Annotated in this window: 7 protein-coding genes; all 7 read right to left on the minus strand. The window is 47.5% G+C overall.

Going from position 1 to position 25579, the window contains the following annotated elements; all coding sequences use genetic code 11:
• Nucleotides 1–19 precede the first annotated feature (19 nt).
• Genes MHI12_RS21665 through MHI12_RS21695 form a run of 7 tightly spaced genes read right to left on the minus strand, consistent with a single transcriptional unit; the run spans nt 20 to nt 25562 of the window.
• The gene (locus MHI12_RS21665; protein ID WP_405170263.1) at nt 20–871 is read right to left on the minus strand and encodes a 3-hydroxyacyl-CoA dehydrogenase family protein; all 852 of its coding nucleotides are present in this window, start codon (nt 869–871) and stop codon (nt 20–22) included.
• Nucleotides 872–899: 28 nt separating this feature from the next.
• A complete protein-coding gene (locus MHI12_RS21670) occupies nt 900–2219 on the minus strand; it encodes an aspartate aminotransferase family protein (protein ID WP_076254388.1) in 1320 nt (439 codons plus the stop codon).
• A complete protein-coding gene (locus MHI12_RS21675) occupies nt 2216–3196 on the minus strand; it encodes an ACP S-malonyltransferase (RefSeq protein WP_341008264.1) in 981 nt (326 codons plus the stop codon). Before MHI12_RS21675 ends, MHI12_RS21670 begins: the two co-directional genes overlap by 4 nt.
• Nucleotides 3193–4344, minus strand: coding sequence for an acyl-CoA dehydrogenase family protein (locus tag MHI12_RS21680; RefSeq protein WP_405170264.1), 1152 nt, complete (start codon nt 4342–4344; stop codon nt 3193–3195). The genes MHI12_RS21675 and MHI12_RS21680 overlap by 4 nt, the downstream gene beginning before the upstream one ends.
• Entirely contained in the window at nt 4341–4598 is a 258-nt protein-coding gene (locus tag MHI12_RS21685; RefSeq protein WP_036668520.1) for an acyl carrier protein, read from the minus strand. Before MHI12_RS21685 ends, MHI12_RS21680 begins: the two co-directional genes overlap by 4 nt.
• The gene (locus MHI12_RS21690; protein ID WP_405170265.1) at nt 4595–8794 is read right to left on the minus strand and encodes a beta-ketoacyl synthase N-terminal-like domain-containing protein; all 4200 of its coding nucleotides are present in this window, start codon (nt 8792–8794) and stop codon (nt 4595–4597) included. The genes MHI12_RS21685 and MHI12_RS21690 overlap by 4 nt, the downstream gene beginning before the upstream one ends.
• On the minus strand, nt 8784–25562 hold the full coding sequence (locus MHI12_RS21695) for an amino acid adenylation domain-containing protein (protein ID WP_405173031.1): 16779 nt from the start codon (nt 25560–25562) through the stop codon (nt 8784–8786). The genes MHI12_RS21690 and MHI12_RS21695 overlap by 11 nt, the downstream gene beginning before the upstream one ends.
• Nucleotides 25563–25579 lie beyond the last annotated feature (17 nt).

The following is a 25579-nucleotide window of genomic DNA, read 5'->3' on the forward strand; positions in this document are numbered from 1 at the left end:
GGTCACGCCACCCTTCATCTTAGTAGGCATAGAATCCTTGACCCGTCTTCCGCCCCCACTGTCCTGCATCAACCATTTTCTGCAACATCGGACAGCATCGGAATTTGGGGTCCTGATAGCTGTCGTACAATACTTTCAATGAATGCACGACCGTATCCAGACCAATCAGATCCGCCGTCTCCAGCGGCCCCATCTGATAATTGAAGCCCTTTTTCATAATGGCGTCCACCTGCTCGGGTGTAGCGATTCCATCCTGTACAATGTACGCCGCTTCATTCATTAACAAGTGCGAGAGGCGATTAGAGACAAACCCGGGCAGATCCTCTATGACAACCGGACTTTTATCAAGAGTTTCCAAAAACGCTACCATCTCATGTTCCGTACCCTGTGTTGTATGATGTCCTTTGATCACCTCCACCATGGATTTAACAGGAACCGGATTCATCAGATGCACCCCAATGACTCGACCTGGGTCAGGCAAAAATGAAGCGAGCTTTGTCACAGAGATACAGCTTGTATTTAGCGCAAATAAAGCATCCGGGCGAGCCCTGTGGGATAGTCGTGCGTAAACTTCCTTTTTCAACTCCAGGTTCTCGGTTACATTTTCAATAATGATACTTGCCTCTTCCACACCTTCATCTTGTGTCTGGAACGAGATTCGTTCCATGATCTGATCCAGGGGCACCTGACCGTACCCTTGCTTCAGAAAGCAAGCTGAACGATATTCACGACGTATAACATCAGGGGCATGTTCGATGACCGACGCCGAAATATCCTGCAAAATTACACGATAACCAGCCCTCGCGACATCCAGTGCTGTGGCGCATCCCATCACCCCTGCGCCAATGATTGCAATGAGTCGATTATGCATACCTAATCACCTCCTTATTGAGCTACCATTAGATCAGCTCGTCGTAGATCTCTTTCATTTCTGCAAGTGCTGCAGGGACACGCTCACCGAACCAGGCAACATCTTGCATATCAAGCAGGATATTCGGATACATCCGCGAGAGCGTAGATACCAGAACACCGTGCTCAGCAAGCTTGCTATTTAACAAAATATCAAAAGACATCAATTCAAACGTATAATCAGCCGTATCCGTAAGCGGCTCCGTGCAGCAGTGATAAGAAGCACAGCCAGACGGCCCTTGAACAATTAAAGGCAGACCTACCTTCACTGCTTCCTGGCAGAGTATGTCATGCATCATCTCAGCGTGGCGGTTCATGCTGTGCATCGCCTGTCCTCCATTGCGTCCCAACATTTCCAACGTAGCTTTTACAGCAGCTGTACCTAATGGATAGCCATTAAACGTACCCGCATGAATTACTTTTTTGTCTACAAGCAACTTCATGATATCCGCTCGGCCAACCAGGGCTGACACCGGAACTCCGCCACCCGCGATTGCCTTCCCAAGTGTGGTCAGATCGGGCGTTACACCGAATAACTGTTGGGCACCACCGAGACCCATACGGAATCCTGTTATAATCTCATCAAAAATGAGCACGACCTGGTACTGATCACATAACTGTCTGACTTTTTGCAGATAACCCGGAGCAGGCATGACTCCGCCTCCATTTACACAAACCGGCTCCATGATTACTGCTGCAATGTCGTCTCCATGCTGGCGAAATAGTTCCTCCAGACGGGGTGCGTCATTCCATGGCAGGAGGTAGGATTGAGATTCCATGGCATCCCTTGCCCTCCCCTTTGTTCCTTTCATGTCACCAGGATAGTCTGAAGGTACAGGCAGACCTGTACGTGCAGTCTTGCCACCCATAATATTGTCTGCATTGCCATGATAATGGCCTTCAAAACGTACAAAGCGATTTTTACCTGTCCACGCCCGGGCAAGACGAAGTGCATTCTGGACAATCTCCGTGCCTGATAACCCAAAACGAATCATCTCTGCTGAAGGTACATATTGATGGATCAGTTCCAGAGCCTCTGCATCCAGATCGCAATGACTTACGGAAAGAACACGGTCAATGGTATCCTTCAGACACTCGTTATACTCCTCGTTGCCGTGGCCAACAATGAGGGCACCAAAACGGGCATATAGATCCAAATACTCGTTGCCGTTCATGTCCGTCACTCTGCTTCGGGAAGCATGCTTGAAATGGAGCGGTGTCTCTTCCCAAGGAAGGTGAAAATTATAGTGCACACCGCCAGGCAGCCATTGTTTCACCCGCTGATTGTACTGCATCATCTCCGTGATCATCCCTTATCGCCTCCCCCACTTGTCTGGTTTACTGCTTCATATCGCTCCAGTAACCTGGACCGATCTTGCGGATCATCCAGCGAATAGGCTGCAGGCAAGGTCTTATTCTCAGCCAGCATATTTCTTACACTCTGGCCTGGACCGATATCGATCCATACCGTTGCTCCCAGATTTTGAACACGTGCCAATGCCTGATTCCAGCGAATGGGTTGCAAAAGCTGGCTGCTCAGCAGCTTAGGAATGTCCTCGGCTCCGCGAATGAACTCCCCATGTACTGTAGAGCAGATGGGAAACACCGGTGCAGAGAAGGAAATCCCTGCAAGCATCTCTTCAAGCTCAGGCTGAATGAACTGCATCAACTCGCTATGATAAGGTGCATCTGCCTTCATTGGCATCATGCGAAAAGGAATGAATTCCCCACCGTAGCCATCCACCTGATCATCCAGCAGTTGAAGACCCTTTGCAGTACCTGCGACGACAAACTGTCCCGGTGAATTATAACCGGAGATCGTCACATACTCGTTCTGACGAATATTCCCGACTAATTCTTCAAGCGCTTCTTGGGTTACATCAACGACAATACCCGCTCTTCCTTTTTGCTCCTGAATGGAGCGATGCATCAATGCACCACGCTGAGCTGTAAAACGGATCCCATCAGCAAATCGCAATGCTCCCGCCGCTACTAAAGCCGAAATCTCCCCCAAACTGTGACCTACTGCATAATCTGGAGTCATTCCAGTCCGCCGAACAAATGAGTCAAATAAAACGTAGCTTGCCGTCAGTACAGCAGGCTGAGCATATTCTGAGACCGTCAATTGATCCAGGGTCCCTTCCATAACCAGTGCCTTCAGATCAAATCCGATCACCTCGCTCGCTTCCGCAAAGATCTGATTCGCCTCCGGCTCACTGTCCAACAACTCGCTGCACATTCCGATATACTGGCTTCCCTGGCCGGGAAATAGCGCACAGAACGTCATACGCTACCGCCACGCTTGTAATAGGCTTTTAATCCGTAATGCGAGATCATCTCCTGCTGCATCTGAGAAGAACCTTCAATAATCTCCAGAATTTTGGCTTCCTTATACAGCCTGGCAACAGGATATTGGTTACTAATTCCGTTCGCACCATGAACCTGTAGCGCATCGCTTGCAACTTCAACAGCAACTTTGGACGTAAAATATTTGGCGATCGTTGTCTCCATGGCGGCCTGCGGGTCCTTGGCTTCTCTCAGCTCGGCTGCCCGTAAACATAATGCTCGTGCTGCATGGACTTTTGTCACCGCATCTCCAATCATGCCGCGAATCAGCTGAAAATGACTCAGCTTCTGATCAAATTGCTTCCGCTTCCTTGAGTAAGTCACCATGGCATCCAGCGCTTCCTGCGCAATCGCCAGCCCTGCCCAGGCTATGCTATATCTGCCCTGGTCCAGCGCCCCGGTTACGATGTACTCAAAACCTTCATTCAGACGTCCAATAATGTGATTCTTTGGTACACGCACCTCATGGAGATCAATCTCAGCTATACCTGTCTCTCCCGCAACCATGACACCTTCAATAGGTTTGGTCTGTACACCCTCAAACTGGCGTTCGACCCAAAAAGCAGTGCTTCGTCCCTGATTCGAGGCAATAATGATAAATACATCTGCCAAATGTCCAAACGTAATCCACTTCTTTTTTCCATTCAAAACATAACAGTCCGATTCTTCTCTCCACTCGGTCTTTACACTTTTCGCATCCGAACCAACTTCCGGTTCAGTCAAGCCAAAGGCAGCAATCCACTCTCCCTTCACCAACTTGGGCAGCCAGGACGATTTTTGCTCAGGCGTTCCGAAACGTACCAAAGTTTCACTTACAAGTGAGGTATGTACCGTTAACAAGCTGCGAACGGCTGGAAGAGCCTTTCCAAATACTTCAGTCAACAGCCCGTACGCCTTGGGACCGAGACCCATGCCGCCATATTCAGCCGGGATCGAGGCAGCCAAGTAACCTTTTTCAGCCATGGCACGGATCAATGTTTTGGGAATGGCTTGCTGCTCTTGAATCTGTTGAGCATAAGGACGAATTTCACGGGCAGCAAACAATTCAGCTTCATGAATGATCTCTTGCTCTACATCCACTTCAATCATTCGGCAACCCCCTCTTGAAGAAGAGATTCATTGAGATAGGCGGCGAACTCGGCAATTGTTTTGTATTCAAACAAAGCAACCGGACTGATGTCAACTTGAAGATGCTTACGCGCACGGTTAATGATCTTGAGCGCCTGCACAGATGAGACGCCAATTTTCAAAAAATTCATCTCTTCATCGATGTCCTCTGGCTCCTGATTCAACGCTGCAGCAATCTCGCTTTTGAGAAAAAGCTCAATTTCTTCTTTTGTCATATCATGACCTCCGTTCCCTGATTCACATCTATCCAATGTACATACGGCTCGAATGGGTGTGCTGGCAGATGTACGATCTGGCCAGAGCCATTCGGATGCAACTGTTCCCAATCCAGCGCAGCACCACGTACATAAAGCTGTCCCAGCAATAAAGCAAGCTGATCCTCCATGGTAAGTGTCGGCTCGGCAGACAGGCGGATGAAGCTCTCCTTGCCACTGTAATCAAGCTGCTGCACTGTCTGATCTGCAGCAATTATAATTACAATGTCGGCGTTTGCCATCTTGCCAGGTGTGTCTTGCAGACTCTCTAACGTCACTCTGTTGTTCACTGGAATGGATTGGCTTGTATGAGCGCTGTGATGTTCCTCGCCATCCAGATGTAAACTGGATACAAGTTTCTCTCCTGCAGCTATTCCACGAATCTCCTGAATGGAAGGGACCAGACGTACAAGTGTCTCAAGCAAGGTCACCCAGTAGTTCAAGGTTGATACCGTATTTTCATTAGAATCGTCTGGCCTGATTACCTTACGAGCTTGAGCCTCATCTTCTCCGCAAATCTCATGCCCCCCAACCACAATATTGACACGAGCAGCTCGGTTTCTAGGCTTGAAGCCAAATTCCATCTCTTCGATGTTCCACTCTCCGGTTGAGCTGACAGTTACTGCTGCACGATACCGATAATGTTTTCTATATCTGTTCCGGGTAAAACAAAGATCCTCTAGTGCCAGGTCCGCATGTTTCTTCACATACTGCTCCGTGTTATCAATCAGCTTTTTTAAAGCCTGCTCTGATTTGGCAGAGAACGTTAACAACTGGCCGCGTGCCGGGGCATCTGCACGGACAGGGGCTTTCCATTCTTCCAGCACAATGTGGGCGTTCGTACCTCCCAGGCCAAATGAACTAATGCCTGCCTTCCGTGTTTTTCCTTCAGGTACATCCCACGTTCTATGCTCGCTAACGATATGGAACGGCGATTGCTCCAGTCGGAGGGCCGGATTCGGATTATCCATATGCAGACTTGGTGCCAGTTCCCCATGCTGCATACTGAGCAGAACCTTGGCAAGACTGGCTCCACTGGAGGCTGCAAATAAATGACCAATATTGGTTTTGACTGAACCTAATCCAATCGAATTATCGCTTGTATATCCCTTTTCCCGGAACAGTCGGAGCAAGGCATTCACCTCAATTGGATCTCCAATCCTTGTCCCCGATCCATGTGCTTCAATATAAGAAATCTCGCTCGGGTTTAGGTTGGCATCGCGATAAGCGGCACGGAGTACCTCATATTGCCCCTGAGGATTGGGTGCCATAATGCCAAGGGAATATCCGTCGTTATTCACCGCTGTCCCGCGAATCACACCATAAACATGCTTATTGTTGCGAATTGCCTCTGTTAGCAGCTCCAGATATACAACAACAGCACCTTCTCCCAAGACTGAACCATCTGCTTCCCGGTCAAATACCTTCGTATGTTGAGTGGAAGAACAGATTCCAGCATTGCGTGATAGTTGATGAACATGCGGTGTAGCCAAAATGTTCGCTCCACCTACAACTGCCCCAGAGATACGCTTGTCCTGAATGGCCGCCACAGCTTGTGTCAGTGCTACCAGAAAAGAAGAACATGCTGTATCTATCGACAGTGCCGGCCCTGTGAAATTGTACATGTGTGAAATGGAGGCCGCTGCTATATTAGACATATTGCCTACCATAGCGTGAGAATGAACAGCCTTTCCAAGACTCCGGTTCATATATTCAACAACCAGATCGAAGTATGTGCTGGGGTTAATCCCTACATACACACCCACATCACGCTTATCCTCATGATCCACGAGCATACCCGCATCCTCCAGCGCCTCATGAGCAACTTCCAGCAGCTTCCGATGTTGCGGATCCATAAATGCAGCTTGTTCAGACGGGATTTCAAAGAACTCATGATCAAACGTATCCGGTTGCTTCAGTTCCCCAATCCAGTCATCCCAACCGGGTTGCTTGGAACGTGTTGCACGCTCTAAGCTAACCCGGTCAACACTATCTAACCCGTTAACCAGATTGCTCCAGAACTGCTCTTGGGTGTCGGCATCAGGCAGACGCAGAGACAGTCCGGTAATAGCAATAGCACGATGTACATTCAGGTGATTATCTGTTGTTTCAGCTTGTTCAAAGTCCTTCGTTTCTGCTGGAAGTTCCTGCAGATATTCCACCATCTCACGTACTGTACTGCAAAAAACAAGTAGTTCTTGTCCTAATTCACGTCCCATATGTGCAGACAGCTTGTCAAGTAATTGATAAGAGAGAATGGAATTGCCTCCAAGTGCGAGAAAAGAAGTATCCATCTCAATCTTTCCTGCGGGCAATTGAAGAATTTCGGCCCAGGCTTTACGTACGGTATACTCCAAAGACGATGCGGAAACCGTCTCGTGTTCTTGCTGTTGTGTGTTTTCGCGAATCAGCTCTTCAATGGCCTCGATGTCCTTGGTAAATACTCCACGCTCATATTCGTTTCTCAGCATGAAGCGCTGGACCTTGCCACTCGTCGTTTTGGGAATAACCTTGATTGGGAGAACATGGGTGATCTCAATCCCCAATCCAGCCCTCATACGTTGGATCAGATCCTGTCGTACCTCCAGAAACTGTGTAGTGCCCGATTTGTATTTAACAAATACAAGCAGCTCCTCTACTTGTTTGAGGCTGTTAAAGTGCCCGACTACCGTCAGATTCCCTCTCGAAATGCTGCTATTCTGGTACAAAATTTCTTCAAGATCATGCGCATAATGGTTCTGTCCCCGAATAAACACAATGTCCTTGATTCGTCCGCTTACAACCAGGGAGCCATCAGCCATATACCCCAAGTCTCCAGTGCGAAGCCACCCATCCACATACATTTCACGATTGATCTCCGGAAGACTGTAATATCCGGAGGTTACCGATTCCCCACGAATCTGGATTTCGCCAACAACCCGCTCATCCAGCACTTCACCCTGTTCATCCGCAATCCGGATTTGAATCCCTGTCATGGGATATCCTTCATGGACAAATTCGATCACATCCGAAGTATGGCTATCACTGCTAGGCAGCTGGACTGGCACAGCCAGTCCTTCCTGCACCAGCCGTGAACGCGAAATACGTTCAATTCGCGGTTCTTCCCCCAGTCTGGAGGTACATACACCTACTGTCGCTTCTGCCATGCCATACGCAGGAAACATCATATTGGGACGATAGCCACAAGAGCTAAATTTTTTGACAAATCGCTCGATTACAGACGTTGATATAGGCTCTGCACCATTCAAGGTCATACGCAGTGAAGACAGATCAAGCGTTGAGAGCTTGGAATCCGGGATCTTCTGAACCATCCATTCGAATCCGAAATTGGTACAGCAAAACCATTTTCCCTGATGCTCCGTAATCTTGCGCAAAAACAGATAAGGGGACCGTACGAAGGTATAAGGTGACATCACCATAATGTTGGCTCCACTCAGGACGGGTGTCAGATGCTGTCCAAATATCCCCATATCATGCGTATGCGGCAACCAGGTAAACACATTATCTCCTTCTTCAGCTCCAAGAAAAGTCTTGCATGCAATACTGTTGGCGATAATATTGTGATTTGTTAACTGCACACCTTTGGGAATTCCCGTGCTTCCTGATGAGAATTGCAGGAACACAATGTCATCAGGAGAGGTTGGGCATAGATCAGCCATCTGCTGGCCTGCTTGAAGCTGGCTCACGCTAATCAACATAAGACCTTTGAATACCGGACTTTCCGCAAGCTGCTTATACTTGGACATGTAGGCTTCCTCGACGATAACGACCGGACGCCCGAGTACCTCCCACACTTTCGTGAATTTCTCCAGACCGGCTGAGCCTGGTTCCCAGGCAGCCGGAGGACTAACCGGGGCGACAATAATGCCCCCCAGCATACAAGCCCAAAAGGTACGGTAAAATTCCTGTGACTGGTCAATTTCCAAAATAACGACCTGTCCTTGTTGAATGCCTTGCTCCTGAAGAGACTGCAGGTACTTGCGCGCCTGCATCAGTAATTCAGGATATGATTCAAACTGTTCGTCACCTGAAGAGCTGATATAGGTCATTCCCTTTTCTGGATGAGTATCTGCAATGTAGATTAGCATCTCAGCCACTGTTGAATAATGTTCTGGCACAATCAGCTCGGGTCCTCGCTGTATGGATTTACTGGACATGTTGCACCTCCATTGCCTCATTGTGAACTACCACTTTCACATCGCTACCAAGCTTGTCATCGATCAGCTGTTTCATACGTTTGATGTCCAGACCAGCCTGACAGGCCAGATGTACGTACAGAAACTCTTCGTCGTAACGAATAACCCATTCGAATTGGGCGAGTCCCGAATTCGAATCTTGGTCATCCGACGACTGAGACGACATTGGGATCGCTTCGCTGCTGGAGATGAAGCCTTGATAATTAAACAGAATCATCTGACGCGGCTCCTGTTCTGCTTGCCTGTAGGCAGTTCCCAATTGTTCCTGTATGCCATCATATTGTGCCGAGAGGGAAGAATCATGTGTAAGTGCCATAAAGTTAATGCTGTGTTGCTTCGTAAATTCAAGACGTTCCAACAGATCTTCCTGTGTGAATTCACTGTCTACCAGCACTGGAATCAGATCAAGGAATTCTCCCACAAAATCGTAGTAGGATTCTTCGCCATACTCCCTTCCGTAATGCACCAGGGCTATTGGCAATTGGCTTATGTTCAGATAAGCCGCAATGATGTTGGAAAAAGTTTCAAAGCATGTCCACCAAACATCTGCAGGCTCCTTCCCTGCAAGGGACAACTCGGCAGTCATGGCTGAAGGCGACAATGTTTCTGTTTCCTTCAGCTTGTTCATGACGATGGTGTTACAACTATGCCATGCCTGAAGCGAAAATTGTTTCTCTATTGCATCTTCTGATACCCCTATGGGGCCTTGAGACAGAAAACTTACATAATCCTCATAATTTCGTACTTGGTACAGAAGATCACTCTCTGTCCCTACACCTTGCGGTCTATATAATGCCTTCGACTCAAGTTGCTGCTTGATGATTTGGGCACTCATACCATCAAACGCAAGGTGATCAAAACTCCAAATCAGCTTATGCTCTGTGGCTCCTGTACGCAAAATACACAGACGCCAAGGTAGTTCCTTCAACGTATACGTTTTGTGTAACAGAGACTGAACCAGTTTGTACTCCAACTGCTCAATCGTAGCCGAAGCATAATGACGAATATCAAGATACGGGATAAGCTGTTGCAGCATGTCCGCCGCTAACGACATATCACATGGATGCCAATACAATTGTTCTTCCTCATATATCATGCTGTGCAGCAACTGATGCCGGGATATAACCCCAAGAATCAGGTGTTTTACAGCTTGTTCATTCAATTCGCCTTCCAGCGTTGTTGTAAATCCGCTTGCTCGTGAAATCGTAGAAGCATGTGCTTGTTGAATTGGAGATAGTGGGAATTGACCCATAGGGGTCATGCCCGCCATAAAAGATGAAACCTGATTGCAGCTGTTTAAGACATGCAGGACCAGGCTGTCCAGTTGTTTCTCATGAAGTGTTATGTCCTGTGGTATGACTATCGGGGACTGAATATGCAGGCTATCTTCGGACCAAACTGACGCCGGAGGATTAATGTCTACCAATTTGGCAAGTCCTCTAACTGTCGGATATTGGAATAATTCGTTCACATTGATGGCAATTCCTTCTTTTGCCAAAATTTGAGTGAATGCAATCGCTTTGAGCGAATGCCCCCCATTTTGAAAGAAGTGATCTTCCACACCAATGCCTGGATTCCCCAGAATCTGTCGCATGGCGGCAAGAATGACACGCTCTGTTTTTGTCCGAGGTGAACTCACCTCCAGAGACCTCTGCTGCTCCTCAACCAAATGCTCGGACAATGCTCTTCGGTCCACTTTGCCATTGGCATTAATCGGAAGATGATCCATTCGAATAATTCGTGCAGGCACCATATACTCTGGCAGCTGCTGGTGAAGTTCTCTTCGAATATACTCACCATCTGCTCCAGTATCAGTTGTATAAAAAGCGGCAATGTATAGGCTTCCTAATGATTCTGTAGCTGTCATGACAAAGGCATCACGTACTCCCGAAAGACGCTCCATGCAATTGCCAATCTCCGACAACTCAATGCGAAAACCTCTAATCTTGACCTGGAAATCCGAACGTTCAATAAAAATCAGACTGCCGTCAGCCAGACGTTTGACGATGTCACCTGTCCGATACATTCGTTCTCCCTTGCGGAAGGGATCATCAAGAAAGTGTTTTCGGGTAAGATCCTCACGGTTAAGATATCCAATACCCACCGCATCCCCACTGATATACAGTTCACCTGGAACGTTGGGTGGCACAGGCTTCAGCTCATCATCCAGAACATACAAGGCAGTATTAGACAGGGGGTAACCTATAGGCAATGAGCCAGTATAAGGCTCTGTTTGCTGTAATAAGTGGTAGGAGGCAAAAAAGGTTGCTTCCGTTGGCCCATATCCATTTAACAGCCTACCCGGCCCCACACATGCAAGCGCTTTGTTGGCATGACTCACCGATGCAGCTTCACCACCAAACATCACTCTACGCACATTCTTCAAGCAATCAGCATCCCAATCCACCAGCATATTAAACAAGGATGTCGGAATATAAAATACTGAAATCCGTTGCTGTTGGATGACATCCGCCAAACGAGCCATATCCAAAATGGTCTCTTTTGAGATTAATACAAGAGTAGCGCCATTTATTAATGAAGCAAAAATATCGAAAATGGAACCGTCAAACGCATAGTTAGAAATTTGCAGGATACGATCCTCTGGCACGACGGTAACAAAATTACTATTTTTCATGACTTTGGTCACATTGCGATGACTCATCACAGTCCCTTTCGGGGTTCCTGTTGACCCTGATGTATAAATGATATAAGCCGGGTCAAGAGCAGTCTTGTTCATATGTTCAACGGGCTCCTGCATGTCTCCTGAATCAAATGCTGCCAGTTCATCTGCGGGCACGATACAAGGAACTACAGATTGCCATGTGGAGGCATACGCCGTTTCAGTCAATAACACAGCCGCATCGCAATCTTGCAAAATAAATTCAATTCTCGATGGCGGCGAAGCCGGGTCGATCGGAACATAACTGGAACCCACTTGGAGTGTAGCAAGAATACTGATCATCTGGATCGGTCCACGCTCCAGAATGAGAGCAATACTGGAGCCTGATTTTACCCCTTGTCCAAGCAATCTGAACGCCAGCCACTGAACACGTTCATACAGATCCGCATAGCTCCATTCACCGTCTTCCCAGACCAATGCTGTCTTCTGTGCATGCACATGAACTTGTTCCTCGAATAATTGGGAAATGGTCGCATCTCGCGGATACTGGGCGGCATTATCGTTGACTCCGTACAGCAGCCATTCCTCTTCCTCCGGTGTAGTGAGCTTAATCTGACCAATTCGTTCATTATCCCCTGTTGTGATCTGAGACAGGATATACCAGAATTTATCCAGCATCAGTTCCATGGACTCGGCTTTAAACAAATCTGAGCGATAGGCAAGTTCAACCGTGTAACATTGTTTATGTTCGACCAGTGTCCAAGTCAGATCAAATTTGGCATCCACCTTACCTTCGACCCATGGTTCAAGCATCAGTTCCCCGGCTTCAGGATCATCGGTTCCCATATTAATGTAATTTAGCACCACATCAAATAGGGGGTTGCGGCTTAAATCACCGAATAGACCAAGTTGTTCCACCAGTGCTTCATAAGGATATTGTTGATGCTCATAACAGGATAACAGCTTGCCTCGCATCTCATTCAAATACGCCTCTGTGGAGCATTCTCTGTCCATGCTGGTGCGAATGGCAAGCATGTTCACGAACATCCCCATAACGTTATTGAGTTCTGGCTTCTCACGCCCCGCAACCGCTGTACCAACGACCAAGTCGTCTTGACCCGTATACTTCCAGATTAATAGATTCAAAGTTGCCATGAACAACATATAAGGTGTAAGCCCTTGTTGAGTACAGAAGTCATTGACCTGTGTGCTTAACGACTCACCAAGTTCAATGGAACGTCTGTCTCCGCTGTAGGATGACGCGCCATGTCTTGGGAAGTCTGTAAGCAATTCAACCGGTGCAGGCATGTCCTCGAATTCCCGTATCCAAAACTCGGCGTCTTCAACAGATTGTCCATGTGACGCAGCTTCATCAAGCCATTCCGCATAATCCTTATACTGAATATCAAGAGATTGCAATATTTCTCCTCTGTACATGCGAGCAAAATCCTGCATCAGGATAGCAATGGAACTCTGATCCGAAATGATATGATGCATGTCGATGAATAAGATGTGTTCCTCTTCAGAAAGGCGAATGAGCTTAACACGAACCAATGGTGCGCTGGTCAGATCAAAAGGCTTGATCCATTCCATGACCTGTTCTAACCCTGCCGTTTCTAATTCCAGCAACTCCACCACGCTTGGAACCTGATCCTTCACAATTTGGAAAAGCTCACCGTCAATCATTTCAAATCTGGTACGGAATGCTTCATGTCTCTCTACCAGTGCATCCATTATTACTCTGAATTGCGTAGGGTCAAGTTTTCCCCTTACCCTATAAGAGCTGGCGAGATTGTACGCCGTACTCTCACCTTTCATCCACTCATGCACCACATACATTCTTCGCTGTGCAGAAGTGGTCTTGTATTTCTCTTTCTTAGTAACAGGCAAGATTGGGTTCACTGAGTCAGAGTCACTTGTAGCCTGATGTTCAGCAATCCATTGAACCATGTGTTCAAACACTGAATGATCAAAAACCTCTTCCAGCCCCAAATTTAATCCAAACATTTCTTTAATCCTCGACGCCAAGGAAATCGCTTTTAATGAATGACCTCCAAGCTCAAAGAAATCATCTTCAAGGCCGACTTCTCCATTACCAAGCAACTCCTGCCACAATTGCGATAATACATGCCTTATCTCATCATCAGTCCGTTGAACCCTGACTTTCCCAGATGGAGATTGGTCCAATGCTGCGATAGAACCCGCTGCAACCTGCGACATACCTGCAAGCTGATACAACGCAACATCATGTTGATGAACAATGGGATCAAAGGAATACGTCGGCAGGGAGATTTTTTGCCTACGCCCCGTTCCGTTTAACTGTTCCCAATCCAACTCCATGCCAGAGCACCAGCAAAAAGCAAGTACTTTCATTAAATACACGTCTGCCTCAAGCAAGCTCTGACGATCTCCAGTAAGAGCAATGATGTTTGGCTCTGAAAATGAATCCGGGGTTATTTGTTCTGTATCCTGCAGCTGATTCGAAACGATCCACAGCGTATGCCCAGCAGATTCAGAAAGCGTCTTGCGATTTAGCAGCGTAAACAGGAAATTTGGAGATAACAGTGGTGCAATACTCGACGCAAGGTCTGTTACAGTTGCATCTGTCATCCTTCCTGTCAAAGCATCTGACAATGCTCCTTCTTCTAGTGACCAATGCTCCAGATTGTATAGAAGCCCCACGGCATGTACTGGATCAAGTGCATCACTAATAACCAACCCCACGAGTTCGCCAACGCCTTGCCCACAGACAGCATCTGGCTTGACACCAAGCTGCATCACGGTTTTATAAAGAGCATATTGCACAACAAAGCACTGCATGCGCTCAAGCCTTGAATCGATTAACGATCGCCCTATGCCTTGGCGGATGGCATACTGTTCCTTGGACTCAAAGAGGTTCAGTATCTCTTCAAAGTGCTGTTTGAATATCTCTGAGACCTGGCTGCGATACACAGAAGCATATAGTTCCCGAATCTTGCGCGCTTCCCAACTTGCATTTCCGCTGAGATAAAACATGACCTTAGGCTTCCCATTCATCACACTTGCCTGTGTCTCAAACTCTACAGACTGCTCGCTTGGCGGAATATAACCGTCTACAACGATTAGCGCTTTACGATGAACGAATCTGCTTCTTCCCTTCTGTAGCGTCCACGCAGCATTGGGCAACTGCTCCGGCAATGCATGGATTGCCTGTAGAACCGAATCATACGTGCGTTCCAGCGCAGATTCACTTTTGGCCGAGAAGGGCAGCAGAAGCAATGATTCATAATTGGCTTGGCTCTCTTGGACGGGCGGCTGCTCCAGAATTACGTGAGCATTGGTACCCCCGATCCCAAACGAACTGACACCTGCTCGCAGGATACGCTTCGCGTCTTCTAATGGCTGTGGCTCCCTGTTGATATAGAAGGGACTATGCTCCAGCTCCAACATCGGATTTGTCCGATTCATGTGAATCTGTGGCGGAACCACCCGGTGATATAGCGTCAGTACGGTTTTAATAAAACCGGCGACACCTGCTGCCGCATCAAGATGACCAATATTGGCCTTCACAGAACCTAGAGCACAATAATTTCTACGATCTGTTCCCCATGACTGCCTGAGCGCTTCAATTTCAATCGGGTCCCCCAGTTTGGTTCCTGTTCCATGCGCCTCCAGATAGGAGATCTCTTTTGGAGACACTCCCGAACGATGCAGGGCTGATTGAATAACCTTGACCTGCCCGGCCACACTCGGTGCCGTATATCCAATTTTGTCCATGCCATCATTATTAATCGCTGAACCTTTAATGACTGCATAGATATGATCTCCATCTCTCTGCGCGTCGCGGAGTGACTTGAGCACAACCATTCCGCATCCATTACCAGACACAGTACCAGATGCCTGCTCATCGAACGGTCTGCAATGACCATCCTTTGAATAAATCATGCCTTCATGCCAGTGATAACCTTCTTTGAGCGGATAGGAGATAGAGACACCTCCCGCAAGTGCCACATCACACTCCCCCCGAATCAGCGATTCAGCAGCTTGGTGGATAGCGACCAAAGAAGTCGAACATGCGGTCTGTACGGCCATACTCGGCCCTCTCAGATTTAATTTGTGAGATACCCGGGTTGTAATATAGTCCTTTTCATTTAAAGTCATGGCTTCAAAAGCCTGTAACAAATTACCGGAACGACCCAGAAATTGCACCATCCATGGTAAGCTCAGTCCACTTCCCGCAAACAATCCTATAGATCCCTCATAACTGTAAGGATCACACCCGGCATGCTCAAGCGCCTCCCATGAGCACTGATGCAGCAGCCGTATTTGCGGATCCATCATGTTGGATTCCTGATGCGGATATTCGAAAAATCCGGAGTCAAAATACTCAGTATCTTGCAGTACACCTTTGGCCCGTACATAATCAGGATGTTTGAAGTCTTCCGGTCGTACACCCGCAGCGGTTAGATCCTCCTCATTCAGACGGGTGATACCATCCTTACCTGCCATTAGGTTATCCCAGAACTCATCAATATTTCTTGAGCCGGGAAAATGCCCTGCCATGCCAATGACTGCGATATCCGTCGAAGTAGAAATTCTGCTACTGTGTTCTGAAGCAAACGGGATACTCTGTTCCGGTCTGCCCTGCTCCACTTTGCTGTGTTCAACTGTGCTCATTACATACTCTTTTGGAGCTGTTGTCGGCTCCGGGTTCGTAACAGGATATCCAGCTGAAGCAATATGCCCGCTCTCCTCTTGAACCTGTTGTGTAACTGTCGGCAGCATCTGCTCAGCCACCAGATGATTAACCAGTGATGCAATGGAGGAATGCTCGAACAATTGCACCAGCGGAACGCTTTTATCCAGATAGGCATTCAGGCGATTATTGATCAGAATAAGCCCCAGCGAGTTGCCTCCGATGTCAAAAAAGTGATCATGGATATTAATCGTATCCAGATTCAATATTTCCTTCCACGCTGCAATGAGCATCTGCTCCAGATCAACTTTTACCCGCTCGATTCCTTGAATAGATGAGCCATAAACCAGAGCCGGATTAGCATTCTCTCCCGTTTCAAAATCAGCCAGACGAAGGGCATTGCGATTCAGTTTGCCATTAGGCAGCACAGGCAGATTTTCCAGATGAATCAAGCGAGAAGGCATCATGTACTGTGGAAGCCGCTGCTTTAACCAGGTCCGAAGCTGTACGTCTTCATCTCCCATAACGGAAGGCCCAATCCCAGGCTTCAGACTGTAGAAAAGGATTAATTGCAATGAATGTTGCTCGGCCCCTTCTACCTTAACGACAGCTTCTCTTACACGTTCATAATTCATCGCTGCTTGCTCAATCTCGTTCAGTTCAATCCGGTAGCCACGAATCTTCACCTGCTGATCTAACCGTCCCATCAACTCAACGTCCCCATCCGGCAGTATACGGGCCAGATCGCCAGTTCGGTACAAACGGCCTCCCAAAACATTGGGGTTTGCAATGAATCGGGCATCGGTCTCAGCAGCATTGTGCAGATAACCGCGGGATAATCCTTTTCCTGCAATGCACAGCTCTCCATAACTGCCAGGTGGCAGTATTTCACCTTCATCATTCAGAATATAAATCTCTGTATTGGTAATGGGTTTGCCAATGGTAATCGCGGCTGTGTCATTCAATTCTTTGGTCGTTGACCAGATCGTAGTTTCCGTTGGTCCATACATGTTAAAGACTCGAGCGGGCGTAAGCCGCTTCAGATCGGTGAGGAGTCCCACAGGGACATTTTCCCCTCCGGTAAGAACACACCGCAGATTGCCCAGCGCCTGAGCGAATTCCGGATTTTCGACAAATGCCTTAATGCGTGAGACCGTGCTAAGAATGTGCGTAACACCATGTTCACGTATTCGACGTGAAGCAAGAGCCGGGTCAAGCTGCTCCTGCTCATTGGCCAGATACAGCGAATATCCGGTGCACAATGGTGCCCACACTTCAAATCCGAAAATATCAAAAGATATGGTCGTTACACTGATGATGCGATCTGTCTCATGTGCAAAAATATGTCGGTGCCTGATGTCCTCAACAAAATTGACCATCGCCTCATGAGTAATCATGACCCCTTTGGGACGACCCGTCGATCCTGAGGTGAAAATCACACAGGATAGGTCCGAAGACAGGAAGTTTACGTCCGGGTTAACGGATGAGCGCACATCCTGGGCAATTGGATCATACACGAATTGCTCTCCGCTAAAAGTCACTGTGCCTTCTTCATCAGGCGTACACAGCAATACGTTCATTCGGCTATCTTCGATCATATTCACGATGCGCTGCGGCGGAAAAGCAGGGTCCAGAGGCACATAAGCCGCCCCAGCTTTCAGCACCGCCAATAGCATAATGATCAACGATTCATCTCGTCTGGATAATATGCCTACAGGTTCATCCCGGCGCACACCTTGATCAATCAGCTTCCAAGCCAGCGTATTAGCTTTTTCATTAAGCTCCCTGTAGGTAAAAGAGGCTCCGGATGATACAAGGAGAGCTTTCTTGTCTGGTGTGTGTTCTGCCTGCAGCTCGAATAGCCGATGCAGACCCCCCGCAGAATTGTAATCCAGACGTGGACCAGCAAGACGATGGACTGGGTGCTCATGAGAACGTTCGTTTCTCTCAAACAGTTCGCTCAGAGACAGGTCAGGCTGTTGTACAACCTCTTGGCAGAGTCCGATAAACTCCTGCATCATACCTTCAACTGTGTCCTGGCGGAACAGATCCAGCGAGTATTCGATATATCCTTCAATGACCTGCTTCTCCCTGTTTTCTTGACAGGTCATTAACAGATCATAAGTAGACGTACCCGTCTCCACCGGAAAAGAACTGAATTGCAACCCATGAAGTTCAAGTCCATGCAAATCCATGTTCTGATAATCAAAACAAACATCAAATACCGGATTTCGGTTCAACTCACGTGTAACGCCCAGTTGTGCCACAAGCTCATTAAACGGATACTCCTGATACGCAAAAGCATCGAGTGTATGTTGTTTAAGTTCGCGTAAAAAATCAGTGTACGTACGATCAAACGTTGGAAAATTCCGCATCGCAATCATATTGACAAACATGCCTACCGTCTCTTTCCACTCCTCTTGCATCCTTCCTGCAACAGGCGTTCCTACCACAATGTCCTGCTGACCTGAGCGGTGTGCGAGAAGAAGATTCCACACACTTAGCATTACCATGTACATTGAAGCTTCCGATGAGGAAGCCAGCTCGTGCAAGTGTTGTGTTAACGAACGATTCAACGTGAAATGGAGACGTCCCCCTTGCATGGATCGCTGTGATGGACGCTCCTGGTCAAGTGGAAGCTCCAGCACAGGTAAAGAAGGGCCAAGATGGTCCAGCCAGTACGTTTGATGTGAAATGTATTCCTGTGAAGCGAGACGTTGCTGCTGCCATACCGCGTAATCTTTGTACTGCAATCGGACTGCATGCTCTTTGCCAAAATATAAATCATTGAAGTCACGAGTAATGATTTCGACAGATGTACCATCCGCTATAATATGGTGAATATCAAAGAATAACAGGTGCTTGCGCTCGCCTATTTTAATCAGTTCAACCCGCATAAGCGGAGCACTCCCCAGATCAAAAGGACGAATCAATGTCTCGATCATCGCAGGCAACTCTTGGTCATCTGCCACATGCTGCTCTGCATAGCCCATACTTAAGCGAACCGAAGGTTGGATGATCTGAACGATCTGACCACCCCGTATCTCAAACGATGTTTTGAGCGCCTCATGATGCTGCATCAACTTCTGCAAAGCAGCCTCAACTCTTATACGGTCCAATTCACCTTCAATAATGGTTGCAGACGGTAAGTTGTAGGCCGTATTGCCTGGATCAAGCATCGCTTGTGTGAACATACGCATCTGTGCAGAAGAGATTGGATAAGCATCCATAGGGGGTGCAGATTGAATGGTCTGTTGGTCTACTTTTGGTTTCGCTATGACATAGAGATGCTCCGCCAGTTGAATAGGCGTTGAATGATTGAAAATATCTGCTACCTCAGGCTGAATTCCTAAATGAGACCGGATCCATGCAGACAAGCTGACTGCTTTAAGAGAATCTCCTCCAACCGCAAAGAAATTAACCTCTTCATCTAGATCATCGATGCCAAAAATCGTTCGATATGCGTCCAGGACAATCTGTTTCAGTTGGTCTGAACCACCAGTATAAACTGTCCCTTTTATTAGAGTAGAGCCACTTCCCTTACCCTGCTCTGCATGCTGCCTATCATCCCCGGTACCCATTCCTTCCGCTGCTGATGAGCCAGAAAGAGAAACACTGACAGGATAGGATTGTTTGTTGAAAACATAAGTAGGCAGAGAGCATTTGCGTCGTACCGTCTGCCCTTTGAGCACCTTCCAGTCCGGTTCAATGCCTTCGCACCATAACTCCGCAAGTCTGCGGTTCACATAGATACTGTCCTGCTCCGTCTCCCTTACGTGACGTAGCATATTCAGTACCTTCTGGGAATCTCTTGATAGACTGTGCTGTCTGGCAAAGGAGCTTAGCGTTCTTCCTGCACCTACTTCAATTAATACAGCCCGCTCATCCATTAACACTTCAGCCAAGTTTGATTCAAACAACACCGGCTGTAAAATATGACGGGACCAATAGTCAGGTTGTGTGATTTCATCTCCAAGCGCCCATGTTCCACTGGTGTTGGACAGTAAAGGGATCTGTGGCGTATGAAGTGAATGCTCTGCTAAATAACGTCTAAATTCCTCGGCGGCCTGATTCATCATTGGCGTATGGAATGCATGGGAAGTCTTCACACGAATGCACTTCCACCCCAGTCCCTCAGCCTTGGCTTCCATCCGTGAAATGGCTTCAGCTGTCCCACCAATTACACTGGAACCTGTAGTATTCACCAAGGCAAGCCACATGTCTTCCTCCAGTTGTGACTTCACCTGCTGTGCATCCGCCATAATGGCAAGCATGACCCCGGGTTGTTGTTGCTGCATCAGACGTCCGCGAAGTCGAACTAACTTGACAGCATCTCCGAGTTCGAATACACCCGCTACCGCTGCGGCAGCCAATTCACCAATGCTATGCCCGATCATGCCATCTGGCTGGATGCCCAGATCCAGCAGCGACTTGGCCAGCGCATAACTTGTCATGAACAGTGCGAATTGGCTGTACTCCGTCTGGTTTATTCGCTCAGGCTGCTGATCCCCGTATACAACGGACAGCATATCTTCTCGTTCTTCCGCAGGCAGAAGGTCCAATATTTCCTGAATATAACTTCTAAAGATTGGAGCTAGGCCTGCTTGCTCCGTAGATCTGTATAGTTCTGCACCCATTCCCTGATACTGACTGCCCTGTCCGGGGAACATAAAGTATACGGGACGAGTGCCTTGAGCCGTATGGTATACGCGTGCTTTCCCCAGCTGCTGTATCAGCTTGTCCGGATTATCCTTCCATGTCTTATCCAGAATGAGTGCCTTACGATACGCAAAAACAGATCTACCTGATTGCAAGGTCCACGCTGCGTTCGATACAGATTGATTCGGCTGCTGAGTCAGATGTTCCATAATCCGTTCAGCGGTGCGGTTCAGCGAGTACTCCGTTTTGGCGGAAAAAAGCAATATATTTACGTCATCATCAGGACTGCACTTCTCCATCTCGGGAGCCTCCTCCAATACCATGTGAGCATTCGTGCCCCCCACACCAAATGAATTGATTCCTGCGCGCATGACTCCAACATGGCCCTGTTTCCAGTCCACCCCTTGTGCATTAACTTTAAAAGGCGTATTCAAAAAATCAATCTTGGGATTAGGCTGCTCATAATTCGCTGTTCCAGGGATATAACCTTGTCCAAGACTGAGCGCTACCTTGATTAAACCAACCACACCTGCGGCTGTATCCATATGTCCCACATTGCCTTTGACCGAACCCAGATAGCAAAATTGCTTTTGGTCGGAAGCAAAGGCCCGAGTTAACGAGTTTACTTCAATTGGATCACCAAGCAACGTTCCCGTACCATGTGCTTCGATATAACTCACCGTTTCCGGGTCTACTCCGGCTACCTTATAAGCATCCTGAATGACTTCAGCCTGTCCGCTTACGCTTGGAGCAAGAAAACTGAGTTTCTCTTGTCCGTCATTGTTAATTGCTGAGCCTTTGATGACCCCGTAGATATGATCTCCATCCCGCAGAGCATCGGTTACCCGCTTCAGCACCACAATTCCCATACCATTGGAGAAGACGGTTCCACTGGCTGCCGCATCAAATGGACGACAGTGTCCATCTGTGGAGAACATCATGCCATCCTCAAATATGTAACCCCCTTCATTGGGCAACTCCACGGTGATCCCACCAGCCACGGCCACATCACATTCTCCAACGATCAAAGATTGACATGCCAGATGAGGTGTAACCAATGAAGTAGAACATCCCGTCAGAGCGGTATAGGCCGGCCCTTTTAAGTTAAGCTTATAAGCCATTCGGGTAGCGAGAAAATGATTGGTGCTGAGGGTAAATGCTTCGTATTTACTGCTATAGTTAGCATCGTTAAAAAGCACTTGACGGTACCATTCGAAGTCATCGGACCCGCCAAGGAACACACCCACCTTACCCGCTTCATCCGGTCTGCAGCCTGCATCCTCCAGCGCTTCCCATATTCCCTGATACAAAAGTCTGAATTGGGGAGACATCATTTTGGCTTCACCGGGAGTATAGTCAAAGAACCCTGCGTCAAACTCATCGATGCCGTTGGCACGTCCTTTTGCCTTGACATAACGAGGTGAACGCAGCAGCGCTTCCTCCACGCCAAGCTCCCTCAATTCATCATCACTATAAAAGTGAATGCTTTCCCGCCGTTCAACAAGGTTACTCCAGAACCCTCTTATATCCTCAGCGCCCGGCACATTCACCGCCATGCCCACAATTGCAATGTCCTCACGCATAATGCCGTCTTTTCGTTGAAACAATTGTTCCCTTTCAGTCGATATCTGAACTCCCTCATCTTTCGGTCCCAGCGCGGCAAATTGACGCAATGTCGGGCATTCGAAAAAACGAGGAACAGGGAACTCCACATCGGTATAATGCTTTAGTTTATTGTGAGCCTGAATGACAGAAAATGAATTTCCGCCCAATTCAAAGAAATGGTCATCGCGCCCTACTCTCTCAACACCGAGCACTTCGGCCCACACTTCGGCTATAACCTTCTCAAGCTCAGAAGACGGAGCGGTATAGAACGTACTGGAAGTGTGAGCATGCGTGATATCTGCCATGAGTGCCTTCCGGTCAATCTTCCCACTGCTATTCAATGGAAATTCGGATTTATGTACAAAAACGGATGGTATCATATATGCCGGTAACAAACGAGACAGGTGCTCTCTCAATTCGACAGAAGGCAGCTCCTGCTCTGACAGATAGTAGGCATACAGCAAGCCGGACCTACCTTCAAATGATTTCATGACTACCACGGTCTGGATGACACCCGGATAGGATGACAGGGTATTCTCAATTTCGCCTGTCTCCAGTCTGGCTCCTTGAATTTTAACCTGAAAATCAATGCGCCCCAGATATTCGATCGTACCGCTTGGGAGTGAACGTACCAGATCCCCTGTGCGGTACATGTACCTGAAATGCTCGGCGTCCTGTCCTTCTTGAAAGAAAGGATTAGGGACAAACTTCTCTCGGGTCATCTGTTCCAGATTCAGATATCCACGTGCAAGCCCAACACCGCTAAGACAAAGCTCCCCTGGAATACCTAACGGCTGAAGCTCATCATGATTTCCGACGACATACCATCTGGACTCATTGAGCGGGTAGCCAATCGGTACATTGCCCAAGCCTTCGTAATGGCTTAATGGATAATGAGAAACCCATATGGTGCATTCGGTTGGACCATAAACATTTTCAAGACTTGCTCTAATGCCTAACCTGTTAAATTTCTCAATGATGTCTGGCGTAACTGCCTCTCCGCCAACAAACATCCATTTCAGCGTTTCCAATGCTGACAGATCGGAGCGAAGCTCCATCGTTTCCAGAAAAAGACGGAATAACGTTGGAACAAAGTTGATGTGGGTCACTTTATGTGATGCCACCGTAGACACAATACGAGCAGGGTCTTTTTCTGCTGCAGGCTCAAGAATACTTAGTGCGCCTTCACCCATGAACCAGCCGAAAAGTTCCGTGGCGGACACATCAAAGGTATATGCCGTTTTCAGCAAGTAAACATCCTGCGCCTGCATTGGAAAACGACGCTCCAGATCAAGCAGTGTATTAACTACGCTATGATTTTCAACCATGACTCCTTTGGGCTTGCCTGTTGATCCGGACGTGTACATGATATAGGCAAGGCTATGCGGATTCAGCGCCTCTTCGAGATTTGAGACATCCCCCGTATAAGCCCGATCGCCCTCAACGTAGATGTACTGGACATCCAGAGTCTCGTCATCTTTTTCGGGTTGCATAGCCAGCACTATGGATATGTCTGCATCCGATATAATATAGTCCTTTCTGGACAAAGGATAGGAAGGGTCTACAGGCACAAAAGCACATCCGGCTTTTAATACAGCCAATAGGGCAATGACCATATCCGAGGAACGTGACATTTGCACGCCAACTGCCGCGTTATCACTTTTTTTACTCGCAACAATCTGCCTAGCCAATTGGTTCGCTTTTGCGTTGACTTGCGCATAGGTCTGATGCTGATTCCCTTCCATTAGAGCTACCCGCTCCGGGAAACGTGCTACTTTATCGTGAAATATATCCATAATATGTTGTGGGGTGTAGGGAAAATAAGAAGTTTGATTGAATCGGTACAGTAGGTTTTCTTTCTCATCCTGCATCAGGAGGCTGAACTCACTGATTTTTTGATCAGAATTGGTTACTAGTTGATTCAGCAAGTATAGAAATCGTTGGCCCATTCGCTCCATTGAATCTTCACGGAACAAGCTCGGTTTATATTGCAGCTTCAACTGAGCACCTTGCGGTAAACGACTCAACACCACCATTAGATCTCCTGGAAACGTAACCTTATCCTGATCCAGAATACGAGTTCCGAGCATATCTTCCTCATAGGAATCATACACAAAGGAGATATCAAACAACGATGGTGATCCGGGTTGAGCCTGTAACATGCTGTCTCTGACAATGAGGTTATTGGGATATCCGATGTTCCTGTACGTATCCATCCAGGTTGTGGCTACTTGTTGCAGCAGAGGTTTTAGAGTTGATTCGAGGTCAATATGGAATCGCATGGGCAACATATGGACAAAACATCCAATCGTTTCTTCCAAGTCCATACCGGGACGATGAGAATATGGGGAGGCAAAGGTGATATCGTCTGTACCGACATATTTACTCATAAGAATGCCAAAGGCACCCATAAAGAACATAAAAACGGTTACTTCATTATCTTTGGACATCTGTGTAATATCAGCCATTAACGATTCCGAAATATCAAATCGCAGTTCATGACCAATACCTTCTTGTACAGAACCTGCTGGAAAGTCGTGCTTTAGAGAAAGAGGTTCCGCTCCCTTCATTTTGTTTAACCAGTATTCCCGCTCTTTGGAGTACTTGTTTTCGTGCAGTTTCTTGTTCTCTGCCTCAACATAAGAGATGAACCCTTCATCCAGCTTGACATCCACAGGCTGATCTTCAAGAAGACATGTATATGACTGGATAAGTTTGTTTTTCATCAGTTCAAGCGACAAGCCATCACATATTAAATGATGAATACATAAGGTCAGAATATATCGGCTTTTATCCATCTGAACAATCATTATACGGAACAGAGGACCTTTCTCCAGCTCAAAAGGTGTCCCGATGCATTCATCCACCAATGCTTCTAACTGTTGTTCCTTTGGATTCTCCTGATTCTCGCTACTTAGGTCCCACAAGGCAAGTGAGTAATCCATATCTTCATGAACGGATAACACGGGTACATCATTTTGAATCTCAATCCGAGTACGCAGCACCACTTGCTCATACATAAGCAATTCGATGGCCTGGCGAAATATCTCCATTTGAAGATGATCAAATTGTATTGAAGCTGAGATGTTATACGAAGTGGGATCATTCACCTGACAATCAAAATAGATTCCCTTTTGTGTTTCGGAAAGTTCAACGGTTTTTTGTACCATCACGACCACACCTCATC

Origin of the sequence: Paenibacillus sp. FSL H8-0280 (assembly GCF_045040665.1) — a bacterium.
GTDB lineage: Bacteria > Bacillota > Bacilli > Paenibacillales > Paenibacillaceae > Paenibacillus > Paenibacillus xylanexedens_A.

Excerpts from the sequence above, each read along its gene's own strand:
- MHI12_RS21665 (WP_405170263.1), bottom strand. The coding sequence starts at position 871 with ATGCATAATCGACTCATTGCAATCATTGGCGCAGGGGTGATGGGATGC.
- MHI12_RS21670 (WP_076254388.1), bottom strand. The coding sequence starts at position 2,219 with ATGATCACGGAGATGATGCAGTACAATCAGCGGGTGAAACAATGGCTG.
- MHI12_RS21675 (WP_341008264.1), bottom strand. The coding sequence starts at position 3,196 with ATGACGTTCTGTGCGCTATTTCCCGGCCAGGGAAGCCAGTATATCGGA.
- MHI12_RS21680 (WP_405170264.1), bottom strand. The coding sequence starts at position 4,344 with ATGATTGAAGTGGATGTAGAGCAAGAGATCATTCATGAAGCTGAATTG.
- MHI12_RS21685 (WP_036668520.1), bottom strand. The coding sequence starts at position 4,598 with ATGACAAAAGAAGAAATTGAGCTTTTTCTCAAAAGCGAGATTGCTGCA.
- MHI12_RS21690 (WP_405170265.1), bottom strand. The coding sequence starts at position 8,794 with ATGTCCAGTAAATCCATACAGCGAGGACCCGAGCTGATTGTGCCAGAA.
- MHI12_RS21695 (WP_405173031.1), bottom strand. The coding sequence starts at position 25,562 with ATGGTACAAAAAACCGTTGAACTTTCCGAAACACAAAAGGGAATCTAT.